Here is an 18,275-nt window from a genome sequence, read left to right as displayed (position 1 = left end):
CCCGGCCTGCGGTCACACCAGCGCGTCAGCGCTTCGACGTGAGCCGGTTGATCATCGCGTTCACGGCCACCATCTGCGAGCCGGATTTCATTGCGTAGTTCTGGCCCGTGTAGCCGAACCAGTCCCAGCACCCCTGCGGGTTGTACGGCACGCTGGACGCATTGACCTGCGGGTACAGCACCACGATGTTGTTCGCATCGGCCCAGCTGTTGTAGCTGGTCTTCTCGTAGAAATCATCCCCGACGACATTGGCCGATTGCTTGCAGCCATGGAACGCGACGTGCACCCGGCACGCGGTGCCCTGCGCGCACGACTGCGGCACGTACGCATAGGCGTCGTCGGCCATCCCGGTCGAGGCGGCGGCGAATTCGCGCTGATTGAACGTGATGATCTTGCCGCCGAGCTGGCTGGCCGGCGGATTCAGCGAACCGTAGATGAACGACAGCAAGGCGCCCGGCTGGTCGTAGCTCTGGTTCGACACCGTGCAATGGCTGATGTACGGGGCGGCATTGGCCGGGCAGTCGTTGCCGAACGACGGCGTGATCAGCGCATGGCCGGCCGGCACCGTGTTCACGTACGAGATGTTGCCGCCCGGCACGCCGGCCTGCTTGAAGAACGACACGGTCGCGTCGACGGCCTGCTGGTACACGATCGTATCCTTGGTGCCGCTGAACACGTAGATGCGGCCGCGCTGCATGCCGTCCAGCGGATCGATCTGGCCGTTCGACGCGAAGCGCTTGGCGGCGCTCACCATCAATGCGGGGTTGGGCGGCACGAACGGCACCTGCCCCATGCAGATGCCGGTGTTGTACAGGCTGCCGGCCGCGCAGTAGTACGGGCCGCCTGCCACGACGCCGGCGCCGACCACGGAGCCCGAATAGGCGACTTGGTACTGGACGGCCATGAAGGCGCCGGACGAAAGGCCCGACACCGACGTCTGGGCCGGATCGGCCCCGAGGGCGGGCAGCGGATCGGCGGCCCAGGCGAGCGGGGAACACAGTGCGGCGCCGAGCACGGCGGCAGCCAGGGTGCGGTGGAATGGCATGGCAAGACTCCTGTTTCGTCGAGGGTTCGAATGCACGAAGCGTCTGTGGACAGGGACAGCGAATGCCTGACTGCGGCGTGTTGCATGGTGCACGTTGCATGCTGCGTATGACGGGCGCACGACGGCCGCGCGCGGACGTCCGCAACATCGCAGCGCGAATGGTCGCGGACGTCCGCAACTGTGCCCGAAGAACGTCCTGAAATGCACCTGCGTCATTTGCTAGGTGCGCGGGCGGCGCGCAGCCCGCGCGCACCGCTTGCGCCGGATCAGTGCGCGCCCGACGCGGCGTCCGGGCTTTCGCCCTTCGCGGGCCGCATCGATCTCCCGCAGCATGCGGCCCATGAACGGCGACAGCGGCACCGTAAAGATGCCGACCGGCGCGGTGACGAGCCCCGCGTCGAGCGCGCGACAGGGAAAAGACCATGACCTGTTCGGCATGCTCCCGGTCAGCGCGGCCCGCGCAGCGTGGGCTGCCGCACGCTTTCGCTCGCGGCGGCGACGCTCGAACGCCCGTCGGTCGCGCCCGTCGGCGCTTCGGCGAGCGACCGGTAACGTTCTGGCCGCCCGCCCGATGCATCGGCCTGCGGCGCGTCGGCCAGCGCGTGGAAGCCGGTGCTGCGCGCGAGCGCGGCTTCGCGCGCCAGCCCGCCCCAGCCGGCCGCCGTCAGTGCGAGCGACACGCCCATCATCGTATGCGATGCCCACGCGGGCACGTCGTCGGCGAAGGTCGACACGAACTGGCCCGCCACGCCCTGCGCGCGGGCGGTCACGTCGATCGCGGTGCGCGCGACGGCGAGGTTGCGGGCCGTCGTCGACACGACGCCTTTCGATGTGCCGGCCACCTTCGATGCCGCGCCCGCCACGCCGTTCGCGGCCGACGCGACGCCGAGCCCGAGCGACACCCAGCCAAGGATGCCCGATGCCTGCTCGTCGCGCTCGGACAGCGCCGCCGCCGCGATCGTCGTCGCGCCTTCCGCGAGCCCCGCCACGCCGGTCGCGACCGACACGACGCCCGACACCGTCATCGACGGCACGGTCGCGATCGCGCCGAGCATGCCCGTCGCAGGCACGACGCCCGCCGCGATCGCCGCGCCCGCGCCCAGCGACACGACGGTGAGCGCGATCGCGACCGCGCCGAGCACGATGCCGAGGATCGCCTGCCAGCTCAGCTGGCCGGTCGGATCGACGCGGTTGATCGGGTCGCCGAGGCAATAGGCGTACGCATTGAGGCCGCCGCCGTCGAACGGGCTCAGCATGTCAGGCCGGTGAAAGCGCATCAGCATCGGGTCGTACAGGCGATGGCCATTGCCGAGCAGATAGCTGCCGGTGAGCGGTTCGAGCGGCTCGCCGTTGAAGCCCGGCAGGCCGGGCCAGTCGGTGCCGGTCGCGCGATACCCGTAGGGCGTATATGCGAGATCGCGGCGTTCGCCGCCGGACGCCGCGAGCAGCACGCTCTGCTGCTGATCGGCGCCGTACAGCACCGTTTGCGCCTGCGTGCCGTCGCGGCGGTGCGCGAGCAGCCGCTCGTCCGCGCGCAGGTAGCCGATGCGGTCGCCGTCGCGCAGCTCGCTCACGATGCGCGCGTCGCGATAGGTGCGCCGCACCGCGACGCCGTCGGCGCCGCGAATCGCGACGAGGCGGTCGAGCGCGTCATACCCGTATTGCGCGCTCACGCTGCGCACGGCATCGGCGATCCGGGTCAGGCGGCCGAGCGGGTCGTACTGGTAGGTCCGGCTGCCGTCGTCCACCAGATTGCCGTCCGCGTCGTAGCGCAGTTCGAGCGTGGGCGGGTAGTCGGCGTGGCTGTGGGTCATGCGCGTGAGCTGGGTCGGATCGGCGGCGTTGTCGTAGGAGAAGCGGGCGACGTTCCGCGAGCCGTCGCCGAATTCGGTCGTCAGTGAAACGATGTTGTCGACGCAGTCGAACGCGTAGTACTGCGACGCGATCGCGCGGCCGTACGGATCGTGCGGCGGCCGCGTGCCGGCGCACTGGTACGCGACGAGCCGGCCGCGGGCGTCGTATTCGCAGGTCTCGTCGCGGACAACCGCGCCGCCGGCCGACAGCGTGCGCCGCGCGAGCTTGTCGGCCGGCGTATGGGTTTGCGCGAGCACGACGGGCGGCGCGCCGTCCTGCTCGATCCGGCGCTCGGTTTCGCGGCCGAAATCGTCGTACGCGAGCGTGACGGTCAGCGCGCGGCCCGCGTTCGTGTCGCGTGTCGTGCATTGCCGCAGCCGGCCGAACGCGTCGTATTGCAGGCTGGCGTCGAGTGCGCCGCCTTGCACGCGCTCAAGGCGGCCGGCCGCATCGTAGCTGTTCGTCTGCGTGTCGCCGAAGCGGTCCGTGTAACGGAGCAGGCGGCCCTCGAGCGACGCGGCGTGCGACGCCTGATGCGCTGCGCCGTCCTCGCGCCATTGCTCGTGTCGCAGCTGGCCGGACGGCAGGTAGTCGAGCGCGTATTCGTCGTCCGTTGCGGCGCTGCGCGCGCGCACGAGCTGCGCGTGCACGGGGTGATACGTGTAGTCGTCGTCGAGGTCCGCCACGCTGCGGCGGATCGGCTGGCGCGTCAGGCTGGGCGCATACGCGTACCGGATCGATGCGCCGGACGGCGTGGTTTCGTGGTCCGGCTGCGGATGGCCGCCCGCATAGGCGAACGTGCGCACGCGCCCGCCGGCCGCGCGGCGCGCGAGCCGGCCCAGGCCATCGAAGCTTTGCTCGCCGGCCACGATCGTCCGGCTACCGCTACCGCTACCGCTGCCGTCGGCCACGCCGATCCGGATCGGCAATGCCTCGCTGTCATGCGCCGCATACGCATGTTCGATTGCGGCGCCGTCCGCCAGCACGTTGCGCGTGAGGCGGCCGAACGCGTCGTAGGCGAACGTCGACACGTTGCCGGCCGCATCCGTGCGGCGCACGCAGCGGCCGAGCCCGTCGTATTCGTTGACGGTCTTGCCGGCCGGCGCGTCGCGGGTATCGAATCGTTCGATCGACACGGGCTTGTCGAACGCGTTGCGCGTCGTCACCGTGCGGCCGGTGCGTGCGCCGGCGCCATCGGCGAGCCACTCGGTTTCGGTGCGCCGGATCGGATCCTGCACGCGATACGCATCGACGCCGTCCGGCCGCGTCGTGCCGTCCCGCTCGCCCCAGTCGTCGTGGCGATGGCGGCTGACGAGCGCGAGCGGTTCGCCGTCGAGCCAATCCGTCTGCGTTTCCTCGACAAGCTGCCCGAGCGCGTCGTAACGCGCACGGTAGGTCGTTCGCATCGGCTCGCCCGCGTGATCGACGTCCGCGGTTTCGGTGCGGACGACGCGATTCAGGCCGTCGTAGGTGGTTCGGGTCGTGACGCCGAGCGCGTCCGTCACGCTCGCGTAGACGGGATCGTCGGCCGTCGCCGCGAGCCCGTACGCATGCCGCCGCGTCGCTTCGTATTCGGTGCCGGGCGCCGTCGTCTCGGCCAGCACGCGGCCCAACGCGTCGTAGGCGTAGCGTAGGGTCACGCCGGATTCATCTTCGACGCGCACGTCCTGGCCGGTCGCGAGCGCGCGCCATGCGTTCGATGTGCGCGACGTGCCGTCGAAGCCGGTCACGGTCGTAGTGGTGCGCAGCGTGTCGTTCTGCAACGCATACGCATACGACGTGGCGGTCGCGCGTCCGTCTAGCGTTTTTGTTTCCGTTGCGATGCGACCGTGCAGCATGGCGTCGGCCGGCGTGTCGAACCATGTGCGGGCGATGCGTTGCAGTTCACGCGATTCGTCTTCCCTGTGTTCCGACAGCACCTCGTCCGCAACGACCACATGCGGCGGGCCGTTCGGCCGCAACGACGGCAGGGCGACGTACGTATGGCGTATCTCGCGCGTCGGCGCCGCGACAGGTGAGGGCGCGGGCGTTACGCGCTTCGTCCTGACGAAGCGGCGAAAGCCGAGCGGGTCCGCCGGGCAGCCCGTGTCGCCTTCGGCCGGATAGTAGTCGTATTGCTCGTCCGTGCCGGTCGCGTCCACTCGTTCGAGCAGGTTGCCCCAGTCGTCGAACCGCGTCGTGACGACTTCCTCGCGCGTCGTGCCGGGCGCGGCGCTCAGGTACCACGATTTCGTCGTGCGCAGCGGCAACTGGCATTGCGGCGATTGCTCGCTGAACGGGCGGCCCGGTTTCTCGTCGTATTCGGTGCGCTGCAGCGCGACGTGTCCGCGCTGGTTCGTTTCCTCGGACACGAGCAGGTGAAAGCGGTTGAAGGTGCGGCGGATCACGCGCACGGCCTCGGTCGCGTCGCCTTCGCCCGTCACGTGCGTTTCGTCGGAGCCGTAGCGATAGTCGTCGAGCACCTTGTACAGGTTGTCCTCGCCGTCCTTCCATACGAGGCCCGTCGCGCCGCGCCCCATGAAATTGTTCGGCGTGTAGCGGTAGAGGCTGCGCAGCGGCGGCTGCTCCGCGCGCGGCATCCGGACGTGCTCGATCGCATACGGCAGGTAACGCAGCGGCGCACCGGCCGGCAATTCGTGCCCTTGCGCCTGATAGCGGACGGTCTCGACGCCCCCCGTCGGCGATTCGACCTGGCTGATCAGCGTCAGGTCGCCCGCGGTCTCGTACTGCAGGCGCCACGACGCGCGATTGTCGACCGGCAGGCGGATTTCCGCGACGCGGTCGTTGCGCAGCACGAGCGTGAAGGTCGCGGCGTCCGGCGCGTCGGGCCGCAGCGTGATCGCGGCCTGCGTGGCCGTGCGTTCGAGCGCGAGCAGGCGCCGGCTGTCGTCGCTGACCTCGCTCAGCAGCCGGTGCCCGCGGAACATCGTATAGCGCAGCGACAGCGCGCGGCCCTCCGGCGAATGGATGGCCGACGGCAGGTACACGTCGTGCGTGCCCGCATTCGACAGCCGCTCGGCGACGCCGCTCTTGTAGACGACGAGCAGGTCGCCGTCGATCTTGTCGACGCGGAAGTTCCGCAGCTTCTGATCCTCGACGACGATGCGCGGCCCCGTGTCGACCGCGCGATACGTCTCGCCGGTCGACAGCCGGAGCTGCTTCGCGACGCGATCGTATTGCGACACGCGCAGCGACCAGCCGATGCCGACGCCGCGATCGTCGGTCTGCAGCGGGTTGAACGCGAGCGACATCGGCAGCGCCGGGCCGGTCAGCGCGTTGGCCATCACGTTCGGCAGCGCGATGCTGAACGTATAGAAACCGGTGCGGGGATCGACGCCCGCATCGACGAAACTGAGGAAGTTGAACGCGTTCGAATGGACGGCAGCGGACGGCGACGCGGCGAGCGAATCGGGCGTACTCATGGACGGACTCCAGCGGGTAGAGGGGCGTGACGGCGAAGCGCGCACACTGCGCGCTTCGGCCGTAAGTGGGAGTGGGGCGACCGACGCCCGCTCAGCGCTCGGTCAGCACGAGCTCGTTTCGGTTCGCGGACGACTTGAAGCTGACGCGCAGCAGGTGATCGGTGCCGAATTCGTCGCGAGCGACGACGTTGATCGGCGGCGGTTTCGTGTCGTTGCCGCTGTCCTGGCGGATGCCTTCGTGACGGACCAGCACGACGACGCCCTGGCCGCGCCTCGGCTCCAGAATCCGCCGATGCGTGCGGCTGGTGAAGCGCGACGGCACGACGTACGTGGCGGCGTCGCTGCCGGGCGCGCCCACGCCGGTGAAGCTGAACAGGTCGCTCGCGGGGTTGCTGCTCTCCCACTGGAAGATGCTCGGCGGCGACGCGTCGAACGTGAGCAGCGCGATGCGGCTGCCGTTGATCGACAGGCCGCAATAGTAGTAGTCGACGGTGGTCAGGTCCCATTCGTTCGAGCCGCCTTCGATGCGGCGCGAATCCCATGGGTAGGTGACCGAGCGCGTGCCGTCGGCGCTCGGCAGCCGCTCCGGAAACAGTTCGACGGACTCCTTGTATGCGTCGTCGTTGGACTTGAACACGACGCCGCCGTCGCGCGTCACCTGGCAGCCGAACCGCTTCGGCGATGCGTCGACGGTCTGTGCATACCGGACGAAGAATTCGTAGCCCGACGCCGCCGTTTGCGACGCCGCGGCGGCGCGATCGCCCGGATAGAACGCGAATTCGTTGCGCTCCGCCGTGGTGCCCCACCCGGTCGTGACCGTGCCCGACGCGGGCACCGGCGCAATTTCGACGCCGCTGTTGTAGTCGATCAGGCGCACGCTCGCGCGTTCGGTCTCGCTCAGCGGCACCGGCCGGTTGTCGACGTCGGTCGCGCGCAGCTTGATCGTGACTTCCGCTTGCTGTCGGCCGTTCCGATAAAGCCGGTTGCTTGGCGATGTCACCTCCATGTCGAACACGAGGGCGGTCCAATGCAGCGGCGTGTCTTTACGTGAATCGTTCATCGCCAAGCTCCTCCGTCACGGAAAATATGTCGATGCAATCGCGAATCGGCGCTTATTTCGGCAATATCTGCATCGCTTCGCTGCTGCGCATGCCCGTGACCTTCAGGCATGACACCTTGCCGTGCAATTGCCCGCCGCCGGAAGCGCCGCCCGAGCGCAGCGAATCGTGGATCAGCGTGCCGCTCGACAGCCCGCGGCTTGCGTCGACGGCCGTGATGCGGATGTTGCCGCTCGCGTCGCCGTTGCCCATCTTGTAGGTCGCGTAGCTCTCGTTGGTGCGGCAATCGGGGTTGTTGTAGATGCCGAATTGAACGCCGTCCTGCGCGCCGGAGACCGAGAAATAGTAGTCGTCGTCATTCGTGCACGCGTTGCTCGAGCTCTTGAAGTTGACGGTGCCGTTGCCCATCGTGATCCGGCAGTCCACGTTCGATTCGCCTTGCTTCTTGTAGAACGTGATGACGGGCGCGGCGAATGCGTGGCCGGCCATCGCGACGCAGACGAACAGTGCAAATACGATTTTTCGCATGATCTCGATCCTTGAAAAAAAGGTTTTTTTGAACAACGAACGAGAAAAACGGAAGCGTTGATCGAATCAAATCGGCATCAATTCACGTAAGCATTGCAAATGAAATGGATATTCCGGAATCTCATTTGCATTGCGGATTATAGGAATCGTATTTCGCAAATTGAATAAATTTCGTTAATCGAAATGCCGGAGAAAATCATTGCGATCACACAATGGGCGCCCGGTGCGGACCGCATCGCGGGCGCGCGTCGTGGCGCCCGGCGGGAGGGGGGGCGATCCGGCCTGTCGTCGCTGCGGATCGCCGTGCCCGGCAGCAGGCTCGCGGCCGGCCCGGGCGTCAGGAAAGCGTGGTCTGTTGCATTCGCCGCGCGCTCGCGTGCGAAACCCGTTTAGTGGTTATGGCCGCTCGGGCCTTGTCGTAGCCGCTTGTCGCGCGGCGCATGCCATCAGTAAATGACGCCGAGCAGCACCGCCTTGACGATGGCCTGCGTCTTGTTGACCGAGTTCAGCTTTTCCATGATGTTCTGCATGTGGAAGGTGATCGTGCGCTCCGAGATCGACAGGATCGACGCGATCTCCAGCGCCGTCTTCCCGTCGGCGGCCCACTGCAGCACCTCCTTCTCGCGCGCGGTGAACTGGCTCATCTGCATGCCGGGCGGCGGCACCGCGGCGAGCCGCGAGCTCGCGGCATGCGCGGCGTGCGCCAGGTAGATCAGCCGGCTCTCCGTCGCGGACAGCTCGAGATCGGAAATCGGCTCGGCGCTGCGCGCGAAGCTCCACATCGCGATGCGCCCGTGCTTGTCGCGAATCGGCTGCGACCAGCCGGTCGCGAGCCCGTGCGCCTTCGCTTCCTCCCAGAACGCCTCGTCGGCGCGCGCATCCACCGGCCACACCAGCGGCGACGTATAGACGAGCCCGTAGCGCACGACGGGGTCGCGGGCGAAATAATTGCCCTCCAGATAACGCCGCTGCCAGGCTTCGGGGTAGGTGTTCCGCGTACTGAACGTGGGCCGGGTGACCGGCAGCGGATCGCGCGCCCCGAACGCGCTCATTTCGAAATTGAGGGATTGTGCGCAGGTGGCGACGATGTTGAAAATCTCGTCGAAATTCCTTGCGCGTGACAACGTCGTCATGACGTCTTCTCTCCATGCGTCCACAACATTCTCCAAGTAGCCCGTAATGTCAAACGCATGCGTGTCATGCCCATGAGGCGGTGCATGCGTCCGCGACATGTTCGCCGCCATGCCGAACGAACGACACACCGGAGTCGAATTCCCGCACGCTCGCGCGTGCGGCCCCTTGTCCGATCGTTCCGCGCGGTGCCCGTGTCGAGACGGGCATGCGCGGTGGACTGTGCCTGCGGCTGAAATGTTGTCGACGACGGCCTTGCGCCCGTGTCGTGCCCGCCGCCCGGGCGTTTGTTGTGTTGGAATTTCGCCTGCAACCCGCGGAAGTCGGGCCACCACCGTTCGGCGGCGCCGCGGGGCGCGCGCCCGGCGCGCGGCATCGCCGCGGCGGGAAGCGGGCTCGCGGCTGCCGTACCCTGCCGTCGGCCTCCCGTTCGGAGGCCGGTCGCGTCGCTACACGTTCGCCGGGCGAAGCGCTTCGTTCGGAGGCTGCCGATGGAGGGGCATTTCAAGCCCTGAGTGGAAGTTGTTCCTCATCGGTCCAGCCGTCGTCACGACCGGCGGCAATGCACGAGGCGATGCCGCTTGTCCGCCCGCTGCGCCAGCCTGCCACGACGACGTGGCCCCGTCGTCGCGTCTCACTTGCAGGCTGGCGCCGGCGCGAACTCAATCCATCCAGATCGGCACGATCGATAACGCGAGCAGGAGCCCGAGCGCGCCGTTCGCGACGCGCCAGTGGAACTCCGTGCGCAACGCGCGGCCGAGCAGCACGCCGGCCGTGCACCACAGCGCCAGCGAGACGATCGCAGCGATGCCGAATGCGCTGCCGAGAATCGCAGCGAGATGCAAGGGGTCGGGCGTCAGCGCGGCGAACGACGCGGCTGCGCCGAGCGCCATGGTCCAGCCCTTCGGATTGAGCCACAGCAGCAGGGCGCCGCCGAAGAAGCTGGTGGGCGACTGCGCGGCGTTCGCGCTGGATTTCGGCGCGCCGCTCGCCGCGATCTTCCACGCGAGCCAGAGCAGGTAGGCCGAGCCGACGAGCTTCATGATCAGCTGCAGCGCGGGAACGGCATGCAGCAGCCCGGCCAGCCCGGCCGCCGCGATCGCGGCGAGCGATGCGAGCCCGAGCGCGATGCCGCCCAGCAGCGGGACGCTGCGCCGGAACCCGAACTGGGTACCCGACGCCGTCGCGAGCGTGGTGGCGCCGCCGGGCGTGATGGTGGCGACGATCACGAACACGATCAGGGAGAGCAGCGTCTGTGACATGACTCGACAACCTCCGGTAGGGCGCCGACATCTGGCGCGTACGTGTCCCGACGGGAATCGGGCCGACATGTGTCAAAACTCTAAAAGTCTTTCGCATGCCAGGGTATGGAATGTTTATAATGGGCGCCATTAGCGACGCTAATGATCTCCATCCCCATGCCCCGTAATCTCGACACGAGCCTGTTGCGTACGTTCGTCACCGTTGCGCGCCGTTCGAGCATGACGGCGGCCGCGCATGCGCTGCATCTCACGCAGGGCGCGATCAGCCAGCAGATCAAGCGCCTCGAGGAGTGTTTCGGCCAGAAGATGTTCGACCGCGCCCAGGGCCGCCTGAAGCTGACCGGCGCGGGCGAGCGCCTGCTCGAACAGGCCGAGCAGCTCGTGCGGCTGAACGACCGGATCTGGACCGACATGAACGGCGCGGCGTTTTCCGGCGTCATTCGCGTCGGCGCGCCGTCCGATCTGGTCGGCACCTACCTGGCCGGCATCTTCAAATCGTTTGCGCAGCGTTTTCCGCACGTCGAGATCGCGCTCGTCAGCCTTCCGTCGATCGAGCTGGCCGCCGCGCTCGCCGACGGCCGGCTCGATCTCGCGGTGATCGAGCAGCCCGCGAGCGAGCCGGGCGGCGAATGCCTGCGCACCGAACGGCTCGTCTGGGTCGGCGCGAGCGGCGGCAGCGCGTACATGAAGCGGCCGCTGGCGGTGTCGATCGTCAGCGACGCATGCGTGTTCCGGCCGGCGCTGTTCGATGCGCTGACGAAGCGCGACATCGCATGGCGCACCGTGTTCGAGAACGGCGATATCGAAGCGACGAAGGCGACGGTGCGCATGGACATGGCCGTGACCGCGTGGCTCGCGTCGACGGTGCCCGCCGATCTGCAGATCGTGCCGTCGCCGATGGGGCTGCCCGGGCTGCCGGATTTCGCGATCACCCTGCACGTTTCGCCGTCCGGCGCCACGCCGCTGGCCGAGGAGATGGCGAACCTCATCCGCCAGGGTTTCCTGGCCGCCACGCCGATCTATGCCGGCGCGCGCGGTGGCCGCGGCGATCGCGCCGCGTGAGTCGCGCGAGTCGCGCGGCCCACGCACGCGCCGCTGCGTTTTTCCAGTGATTTTTGCCTGTAGGTCCTTCCAGTATCGCCGCCTGTGGCCGGGCGATAGGATCGGTGACGACATCCGGTGGGCGAGCGCGTGCCGCGACGGCTGCCCCCACGAACCGGTCCGACTTTTCCGAGGCATTTCATGACTATCTGGTTGCTGCAACTCGTGCTCGTCATCGCGCTATGCAACGTCTGCGGCAGGGTCGCGGAGCGGCTCGGCCAGTGCGCGGTGGTCGGCGAAATCGCGGCCGGCCTGCTGCTCGGGCCGTCGCTGTTCGGTGCGATCGCGCCTGGGTTCTACGACATGCTGTTCGGCCCGCGCGCGCCGGCCGGGATGGGGCAGGTGGGCGAAGTGGGGCTCGTGCTGCTGATGTTCCAGGTCGGCCTGCACCTGGAGTTCGGCGCGACGTTTCGCGACAAGCGGTGGCGCACGCCCGTCGCGGTCGCGGCGTTCGGCCTGTGCCTGCCGGGCGCGCTCGGCATGATCGTCGCGATCGTGTCGAAGAACACGCTCGCGAGCGAAGCGCCGACGCTCGCGTACGTGCTGTTCTGCGGGGTCGCGCTGTCGGTGTCGGCGGTGCCCGTGATGGCGCGCATCGTCGACGATCTGCGCCTCGGCGCGATGGCCGGGGCGCGGCACGCGATGTCGGCCGCGATGCTGACCGACGCGCTCGGCTGGCTGCTGCTCGCGACGATCGCGTCGCTGTCGAGCGGGCCGGGCTGGGCGTTCGTGCGCATGCTCGGCAGCCTGCTTCTCTACCTCGCCGCTACCGCGCTGCTCGCGCGTTTCGTGATCCGCCCGCTGCTCGCGCGGCTGGCGCGATCGGCCCACGCCGCGCGCGACCGGCTGGCCGTGCTGTTCTGCTTCGTGATCGCGTCGGCGCTGGCGACGTCGCTGATCGGGTTCCACAGCGCGTTCGGCGCGCTCGCCGCGGCGCTGTTCGTGCGCAACGTGCCGGGGCTCGCGAAGGAGTGGCACGACAACGTCGAGGGCTTCGTGCGGCTCGTGCTGATGCCGGTGTTCTTCGCGTACGCGGGGCTGCACGCGTCGCTCGGCTCGATCGACGATGCGACCGGCTGGCTGTGGTTCGGCGTGTTCCTCGCCGGCGGCTTCATCGGCAAGTTCGGCGGCAGCTATCTCGGCGCGCGCGCGACCGGCCTCGCGCCGCACGATGCGATGCTCGTCGGCTCGCTGATGAATACGCGCGGGCTGATGGAACTGATCGTGCTGTCGATCGGGCTGCAGATGCAGATCCTGCCGACGCGCGTCTATACGATTCTCGTCGTGTTCGCGCTCGTGACGACGGCGCTGACCGCGCCGCTGGTGCGGTTCACGCTGCGCGTGCAGTCGCGCGCGACGCCGGCGATCTCGGTCGCGAGCAAATAGGCGGCGCCGGCCGGAAGCGGCCGGCGTTGCGTCAGGTCAGTTCCCCGCGATCGCATCCCACGCGCGCTTCAACCGCCGCGCCGCTTCGCCGGCATTCTCGTCGCTGAGCATCGAATACGACACGCGCAGCGTGTCCGGTTCCGGATCGCTCGCATAGAACGCCTTGCCTGGCACGAACACCACCTTCTCGCGAATCGCCGCCTCGAGCACGCGCTCGGCCGGCACCTGCCGGGCGAAGCGGCACCACAGGAACATGCCGCCGTCCGGCTCGTTGAACTGCAGGTCGTCGCCGAACGCATCGCGCAGCGCGTGCGTCAGCGCATCGCGGCGCTTGCGATACGCGGCGCGCAGCACGTCGAGCCGGCCGGCGAGGCGGCCGGACGCGAGATAGCGCGCGACGATGTTCTGCGTGAGCGTCGACGTGTGCAGGTCGAACGCCTGCTTGGCGACGGCGGTCGGCGGCCGCAGCGCCGGCGGCAGCACGATCCAGCCCACGCGCACGCCCGGCGAGAACACTTTCGAAAACGTCGACAGGTAGCAGACGGTGCGATTGCCGCCCGGCTGCGCCGACGCGATTTCGAGCAGGCTCGGGATCGGTTCGCCGCTGAAGCGCAGTTGTCCGTAAGGATCGTCTTCGATGATCGCGCACCCGTGGCGCAGCGACAGCTCGACGAGCGCGATGCGCTGCGCGAGCGGGATCGTGTAGCCGGTCGGGTTCGCGAAGTTCGGGTTGATGTAGATCGCCTTGACGCCGCCGCGCCGCAGTTCGCGCTCGACCTGGTCGAGATCGAGCCCGTCGGGGCCGCCGCGAATGCCGTCGACCTGCGCGCCGACGAACTGGAACACCTGCAGCGCCGCCACGTAGGCCGGCCGTTCGACGAGCACGCGGTCGCCCTGGTCGAACAGCACGCGCGCGACGAGGTCGAGCCCTTGCTGCGACCCGGACGTGATCAGCATCGATTCGGCCGGCGCCGGGATGCCGAGCGTGCCGGCCCACCGGGCGATCTGCTCGCGCAGGTTCACTTCGCCCTCGGTGAGGCCGTACTGGAACAGGTCCCGATGTTCGTCGCGCAGGATCGCTGCCAGCGCTTCGTCGATTCCCTCCATGTCGAACAGGTCGGACGCGGGAATGCCGCCGGCCAGCGAGATCACGCCGGGCATCTTGCTGTATTCCAGCAATTCGCGCACTGCGGAAGACTTGATGCCACGCGCGCGCATGGCGAGCACGATATCGTTCATGTGATTGCCTGTGACTGTGATGGTTGAAGCCGGCGCACGACGGGCCGCCGGATGCGAAAAAGGCCGGCAGGCTCGTGGTGCCTGCCGACCGAAAAAATGGCCGAAAGCGTCGCGCGCCGTGCGCGCGCGCGGTCGTTCAATCGAACAGGCGCCAGCCGTCCTCCTGATGGATCAGGAACAGGCCCATGGTGCGCCGGGTCGACGTGCAGCGCTCGATCGCATGCAGGTTCTTGCTCTGGAACAGCGTGAGCTGGCCGGGCTGCGGCTTCAGCAGGATCTTGCGGGCCTGTTCCAGCTCGGCGATCGCGCCGGTCTCGCGATACTCGGCATGCATCCGGTCGAGCGCGTCGCGCGAGTCGGGCCGGTTGTCCCACATCACCATGCCCGCGTCGTTCGCGGCGCCCTGGATCGTCAGGAAGCCGCCGAGCTGCCGCGAATACGAGCGCTTGAGCGGCCAGTTCACGGTGTCGCGCCCGTAGCTCACGTCGTCGCAGTGCGGCGCGAAGTTGAACGGCGCCTCGAACGGCTCGTACACGCGCCGCGTCGCGAGCAGGAACTCGACCTCGTAGTCATGGCCGATCGTCAGCGGCTTCGCGTCGAGCGCGTCGACGAACAGGCGCACGAAGCGCGTCTGCCGCAGCCCTTCGTTGACCCGGCACGCGACGCCGAAATATTCCGCCGCCTTCGACACGAGCTTCTCGCCCTGTTCGCGCTGCAGCTGCCCGAGCGTCACCGACGTCGCGACGATGCCGGCGTGATGCGCGTTCTTCGTGAACGGCGAGCTCGAGAAGCCCGCATCGTCCCACCACGCTTCGCGTTCGCCTTCGGGCACGATATCCATGACGATCGCGTCGGCATCGTCCGCTTCGAGCGCGCCGATCGCCGCGGCGAGCGTCAGGCGCTCGCCGCGCGGAGCCGCGCCGAAGCGCATCACATGAGCTGAGTAGGTATCCTGCATGATGCCTCCACGAATTCGGGGAAATCAGGGTTGCGGCACAAGGCAGTCGCCTTTGCCGAGCTCCGACAGCGCCGGCTGCCGCAACAGGCGGTAGAGCTCGCCCGGCTTCGGCTCCGCGTCGGAACGTCGATACTTCGGAAACAGCAGCAGGCCGCCCGAGCCGGCCACGATCGGCGCGCCGTCGTGCACGCCGAGGCGCTCGCCGGCCCGGATCGGCTGGAAATTCCGCAGGCCCGCGTCGAGCCTCACGTCGCCGTCGGGGTAGGGCACGATGTGCGCCCACGTGTAGATCGGGTTCGCGCACGCGTGCACCGGCGGCAGCGGCGCGCCGCGCAGCACGCCGTCGATCGCGGCGATGGTCTCCAGGCACACGCGCACGCCCGCGGCGATCTGGTAGAGGCCGAAGCCCTTCTGCCCGAGCTCGATGCTCAGCGCGACGCCGCCGGCCTGCTGGATGAACTCGTCTGACGTGCAGCCGCCCGCCGCCGCGGCCGAGAACGGCCGGCCCCAGTGCGTGACGACGGGCGTGTCCGACGCGATCACGTGGGCGAGCTGCAGGCTCGACGCCATGTAGTTGAAGACGAAGAACGGCGCTTCGGACGGCTCGATCGTCTGGTGCAGGTCGAGGCTGTAGCGGGCGCGCGCCATCACGGGCTCCATGTCGCGCGCGCGCCGGTCGTCGAGCGTATCGCGCTGGCTGCGGCCGAACGTGCGGTTCAGGTCGCGCTCGACGAAGCGCGTGCCTTGCCGCGCGGCGTCGACATTGCCGAGCAGGAAGCCGATCGACGCGGCCGGCGCGAGCACGCCGGCCGCGAAGTAGCGGCACAGCGCGTTGAGCACCGGCAGGCCCGCGTATTCGTTGCCGTGCGTGAGCGCGATGAACAGCAGGTCGATCGGCTGCCCGGCGGCCGGCCGCGCGCCGCGCGGATGCACGACGAAGCCGAAGCGCTCGACGCGTTCGACGCGCGCGCCGCCGATCGCGCTCGACGCAGCGAAGCGTTCGAACGCGGCGAGTTCGGCGTCGAGCCGGCTGCGCGCCGGGTCGGCGCCGTGGGGGGCAACGGGGGTCGTCATCAGTGAAACATCCGCCATTGGCCGTCGTGCCACACGAGGAACGAGCCGAGCGTCCGGCGCACCGTCCTGCATTGCTCGACCGCATGCATCACGCGCGTGTTGAGGATGTTCAGCTGCCCGGGCCGCCCCTTGATGGTGACGCTGCGCACCTGCTCGAGCCGCTCGATGCGGCGGGTGCGGGTGAATTCGCTCATCAGCTCGTCCAGCTCCACGCGTGTCGCGGGCCGGTAGTCCCACATCACGAGGCCCGCGCTGTTTTCCGCGTCCTTCACCGACAGGAAGATCGAGATCTGGTCGTAGCCCTCGTCGTAGCCTTCCTTGATCGGCCAGTTGTGCGGCTCGCGGCCGAAGTGGATCGCATCGCAGTGCGGCGGCACGCTGTACAGCCCGTTCTCGACCGGCTGGTATTCGCGCTTCGACACGAGCGGCAGCTCGCCCCATGCGCCTACCTGAACGGCGCCCGCGCCGAGCTCCCGCGCGCACAGCCTGACGAACTCGGTACGGCGCAGCGCCGCGTTCGCGCGGCCCGCATACGAGAAGTAATCGATCAGGCCGGGAATCAGCTGCTCGTTCACGAGCCGCTGCGTCGGCCCGATCGCCAGCCCGGATTTGCCGGCGCCCGCAAAGCTCTGGTGCTGCGTGATCGGCGGAAACGCGTCGTCGTTCCACCATGTGTCGAGGTCGCGCGGTTCGACGAGATCGACCAGAACGGCGGCCGCCTGGCGATCGCGAATCAGCAGCGTGGCGTCGGCAAGCGTGAGATCGGCGCGTTCGACCTGCTTGTCGAAATCGTAGATTTCGGCGCGATAGTGCTTGTTCAAGGCGATTTCCTCCTGCATGGCATGGCAATGCCGGACCCGCCGCACGGCCTTACTGCGCGGCGACGTTCATCGATTCGGCGAGCTTTTCGCTGAAGATCCGGAGACACGGGTTGTCGAACAGCAGGCGCAGCGGCACTTCGTGTCCGAGCCGCGCTTCCAGCTGCGTGCTGACCAGCGCCGCCGAAATCGACGAGCCGCCGAGCACGAAGAAATCGTCGTCGGGCCCGACGTCGTCCCGGCCGAGCACGGCGGCCACGACGGACGCGACGACGTGGTCGATGCGCTGCACATGAGGTATCTCGAGGGGAGGGTTCATGATGTTCGGATCGCTCGAATGGCGAACGGCGCAGCAGCGCCGTTCGCCGATTGCAGGGGCCGCGGGTGCGGACGGTCAGGGTCAGGCAAACGACGGCTGCTGCGCGAAGCTGAAGCCGCGCGCGTTCTGCTCGACGCGACGGTTGTGCCCGTATTTGTCCTCGCCGGACACGAGCACGACGCCGAACTTCTCGAGCGAGATCTTGCTGCCGTATTCGTCGACCGTATCGGTGCCCGGGTAGACCTGCACGGCGGCCGGCACGTAGCGGCTCGCATAGCCGAGGCGGGTCTTGTCGGTCGTCGAGTTCGGGAACGACGAGTGCATCAGCGTCGACCAGAAGATCACGAACTCGCCGGGCTTCATCACGAGCGACACGGCCTTGCTCTCGTCGGGCTTCCAGTTCGCGTCCTTCTGCAGGCTGCGGTAGTCGTAGCCGAAGAAGCCGCGCTTGATGCCGTCCTTCTCGAGCGCGTTGATGTTGGTCGGGTCGAACGCCATCTTCTTCGACTCGTCGTAGAACATCTCCTCATGCGTGCCGGGCACGAAGCGCAGGCAGCCGTTCTCCTCGGTGGCGTCGGTCAGCGCCGTCCATACCGTGATCGCGCCGCCGAAGCGCTGGTCGCCGGGCCAGATGATCTGCGGCTGGCCGGACGCATGCGCGAACGTGTCCGCCTGGTGCCAGTCGGTGCCTTCGTCGCCCGGATACTTCGGGAACATCTCCGAGCGCCAGCAGATCACGTCGGGCCCGAGGATCGAGTTCACCCGCTGGACGATCTCCGGGCGGCCGATGTGCTCGCTCAGCAGGTTCACGTCGAGATGGCGGTCGTAGTTGGCGATCGGGCTCGTCGGCGGCAGGTCGTACACCGCGAACTCGCGGTCGAACAGCTGCGCGCGGATCGCCTTGTAGCGCTCGCGCGCCTCTTCCGGCGAATAGAGCGTGAACGGGCCGATATAGCCCTGGGCGCGGAAGGTCGCGATCTGCTCGGGCGTCAGTCGAAAGTTCTGCATCGAAATACTCCTGGTCGAATCGACAAGATGGTCCGCTCCGAAGGGACGGAGCGGCGTTCGGTGAATGCCCGC

The 18,275-nt window shown here is 68.2% G+C and carries 14 protein-coding genes; 2 read left to right on the top strand and 12 right to left on the bottom strand.

Annotated features, from left to right (window positions below):
* Positions 1–25: 25 nt before the first annotated feature.
* The 6 genes from HWY45_RS26575 to HWY45_RS26550 all read right to left on the bottom strand — a co-directional run bounded on the left by HWY45_RS26575 (position 26) and on the right by HWY45_RS26550 (position 10,300).
* A complete protein-coding gene (locus tag HWY45_RS26575; protein WP_059564895.1) occupies positions 26–1,045 on the bottom strand; it encodes an extracellular catalytic domain type 2 short-chain-length polyhydroxyalkanoate depolymerase in 1,020 nt (339 codons plus the stop codon).
* Positions 1,046–1,491: 446 nt separating this feature from the next.
* Entirely contained in the window at positions 1,492–6,321 is a 4,830-nt protein-coding gene (locus HWY45_RS26570; protein WP_059883320.1) for an RHS repeat-associated core domain-containing protein, read from the bottom strand.
* 91 nt (positions 6,322–6,412) lie between these two features.
* Positions 6,413–7,381, bottom strand: a complete 969-nt coding sequence (locus HWY45_RS26565; protein ID WP_059883318.1) for a hypothetical protein — start codon at positions 7,379–7,381, stop codon at positions 6,413–6,415.
* A gap of 52 nt (positions 7,382–7,433) precedes the next feature.
* Positions 7,434–7,907, bottom strand: a complete 474-nt coding sequence (locus HWY45_RS26560) for a hypothetical protein (protein WP_059806408.1) — start codon at positions 7,905–7,907, stop codon at positions 7,434–7,436.
* Positions 7,908–8,353: 446 nt separating this feature from the next.
* Positions 8,354–9,040, bottom strand: coding sequence for an autoinducer binding domain-containing protein (locus tag HWY45_RS26555; RefSeq protein ID WP_059806404.1), 687 nt, complete (start codon positions 9,038–9,040; stop codon positions 8,354–8,356).
* A gap of 660 nt (positions 9,041–9,700) precedes the next feature.
* Positions 9,701–10,300 (bottom strand): LysE family translocator, encoded by a 600-nt coding sequence (locus HWY45_RS26550; protein WP_059806400.1) that lies wholly within the window; start codon positions 10,298–10,300, stop codon positions 9,701–9,703.
* A 156-nt stretch (positions 10,301–10,456) separates the two neighbouring features.
* Here HWY45_RS26550 and HWY45_RS26545 point away from each other — a divergent pair, with 156 nt between their 5' ends.
* Positions 10,457–11,362: a LysR family transcriptional regulator gene (locus HWY45_RS26545; protein WP_081063016.1), complete on the top strand. Its 906-nt coding sequence runs from the start codon at positions 10,457–10,459 to the stop codon at positions 11,360–11,362.
* Between the two features lie 180 nt (positions 11,363–11,542).
* Positions 11,543–12,787 (top strand): cation:proton antiporter, encoded by a 1,245-nt coding sequence (locus tag HWY45_RS26540; RefSeq protein ID WP_059883316.1) that lies wholly within the window; start codon positions 11,543–11,545, stop codon positions 12,785–12,787.
* 36 nt (positions 12,788–12,823) lie between these two features.
* On the opposite strand, the gene HWY45_RS26535 is transcribed toward HWY45_RS26540, so the two are convergent.
* The 6 genes from HWY45_RS26535 to HWY45_RS26510 all read right to left on the bottom strand — a co-directional run bounded on the left by HWY45_RS26535 (position 12,824) and on the right by HWY45_RS26510 (position 18,203).
* Entirely contained in the window at positions 12,824–14,026 is a 1,203-nt protein-coding gene (locus tag HWY45_RS26535) for an aminotransferase-like domain-containing protein (RefSeq protein ID WP_059883313.1), read from the bottom strand.
* Between the two features lie 136 nt (positions 14,027–14,162).
* A complete protein-coding gene (locus HWY45_RS26530; RefSeq protein ID WP_059883311.1) occupies positions 14,163–14,984 on the bottom strand; it encodes a hypothetical protein in 822 nt (273 codons plus the stop codon).
* A gap of 24 nt (positions 14,985–15,008) precedes the next feature.
* Complete coding sequence (locus tag HWY45_RS26525) at positions 15,009–16,058, bottom strand: succinylglutamate desuccinylase/aspartoacylase domain-containing protein (RefSeq protein ID WP_059883309.1); 1,050 nt, start codon at positions 16,056–16,058, stop codon at positions 15,009–15,011.
* Positions 16,058–16,879: a hypothetical protein gene (locus HWY45_RS26520; protein WP_059883411.1), complete on the bottom strand. Its 822-nt coding sequence runs from the start codon at positions 16,877–16,879 to the stop codon at positions 16,058–16,060. The genes HWY45_RS26525 and HWY45_RS26520 overlap by 1 nt, the downstream gene beginning before the upstream one ends.
* 49 nt (positions 16,880–16,928) lie before the next feature.
* Positions 16,929–17,195, bottom strand: a complete 267-nt coding sequence (locus HWY45_RS26515) for a phosphopantetheine-binding protein (RefSeq protein WP_059883307.1) — start codon at positions 17,193–17,195, stop codon at positions 16,929–16,931.
* Positions 17,196–17,276: 81 nt separating this feature from the next.
* Positions 17,277–18,203: a chlorinating enzyme gene (locus HWY45_RS26510; RefSeq protein ID WP_059564883.1), complete on the bottom strand. Its 927-nt coding sequence runs from the start codon at positions 18,201–18,203 to the stop codon at positions 17,277–17,279.
* Between the last annotated feature and the right edge of the window lie 72 nt (positions 18,204–18,275).

The organism is Burkholderia stagnalis, assembly GCF_902830275.1.
GTDB lineage: Bacteria > Pseudomonadota > Gammaproteobacteria > Burkholderiales > Burkholderiaceae > Burkholderia > Burkholderia stagnalis.
This window is presented reverse-complemented; position numbering and strand designations above follow the sequence as displayed.

Coding starts and splice junctions, on each gene's coding strand:
- HWY45_RS26575 (WP_059564895.1), bottom strand. CDS start 1,045: ATGCCATTCCACCGCACCCTGGCTGCCGCCGTGCTCGGCGCCGCACTG.
- HWY45_RS26570 (WP_059883320.1), bottom strand. CDS start 6,321: ATGAGTACGCCCGATTCGCTCGCCGCGTCGCCGTCCGCTGCCGTCCAT.
- HWY45_RS26565 (WP_059883318.1), bottom strand. CDS start 7,381: ATGAACGATTCACGTAAAGACACGCCGCTGCATTGGACCGCCCTCGTG.
- HWY45_RS26560 (WP_059806408.1), bottom strand. CDS start 7,907: ATGCGAAAAATCGTATTTGCACTGTTCGTCTGCGTCGCGATGGCCGGC.
- HWY45_RS26555 (WP_059806404.1), bottom strand. CDS start 9,040: ATGACGACGTTGTCACGCGCAAGGAATTTCGACGAGATTTTCAACATC.
- HWY45_RS26550 (WP_059806400.1), bottom strand. CDS start 10,300: ATGTCACAGACGCTGCTCTCCCTGATCGTGTTCGTGATCGTCGCCACC.
- HWY45_RS26545 (WP_081063016.1), top strand. CDS start 10,457: ATGCCCCGTAATCTCGACACGAGCCTGTTGCGTACGTTCGTCACCGTT.
- HWY45_RS26540 (WP_059883316.1), top strand. CDS start 11,543: ATGACTATCTGGTTGCTGCAACTCGTGCTCGTCATCGCGCTATGCAAC.
- HWY45_RS26535 (WP_059883313.1), bottom strand. CDS start 14,026: ATGAACGATATCGTGCTCGCCATGCGCGCGCGTGGCATCAAGTCTTCC.
- HWY45_RS26530 (WP_059883311.1), bottom strand. CDS start 14,984: ATGCAGGATACCTACTCAGCTCATGTGATGCGCTTCGGCGCGGCTCCG.
- HWY45_RS26525 (WP_059883309.1), bottom strand. CDS start 16,058: ATGACGACCCCCGTTGCCCCCCACGGCGCCGACCCGGCGCGCAGCCGG.
- HWY45_RS26515 (WP_059883307.1), bottom strand. CDS start 17,195: ATGAACCCTCCCCTCGAGATACCTCATGTGCAGCGCATCGACCACGTC.
- HWY45_RS26510 (WP_059564883.1), bottom strand. CDS start 18,203: ATGCAGAACTTTCGACTGACGCCCGAGCAGATCGCGACCTTCCGCGCC.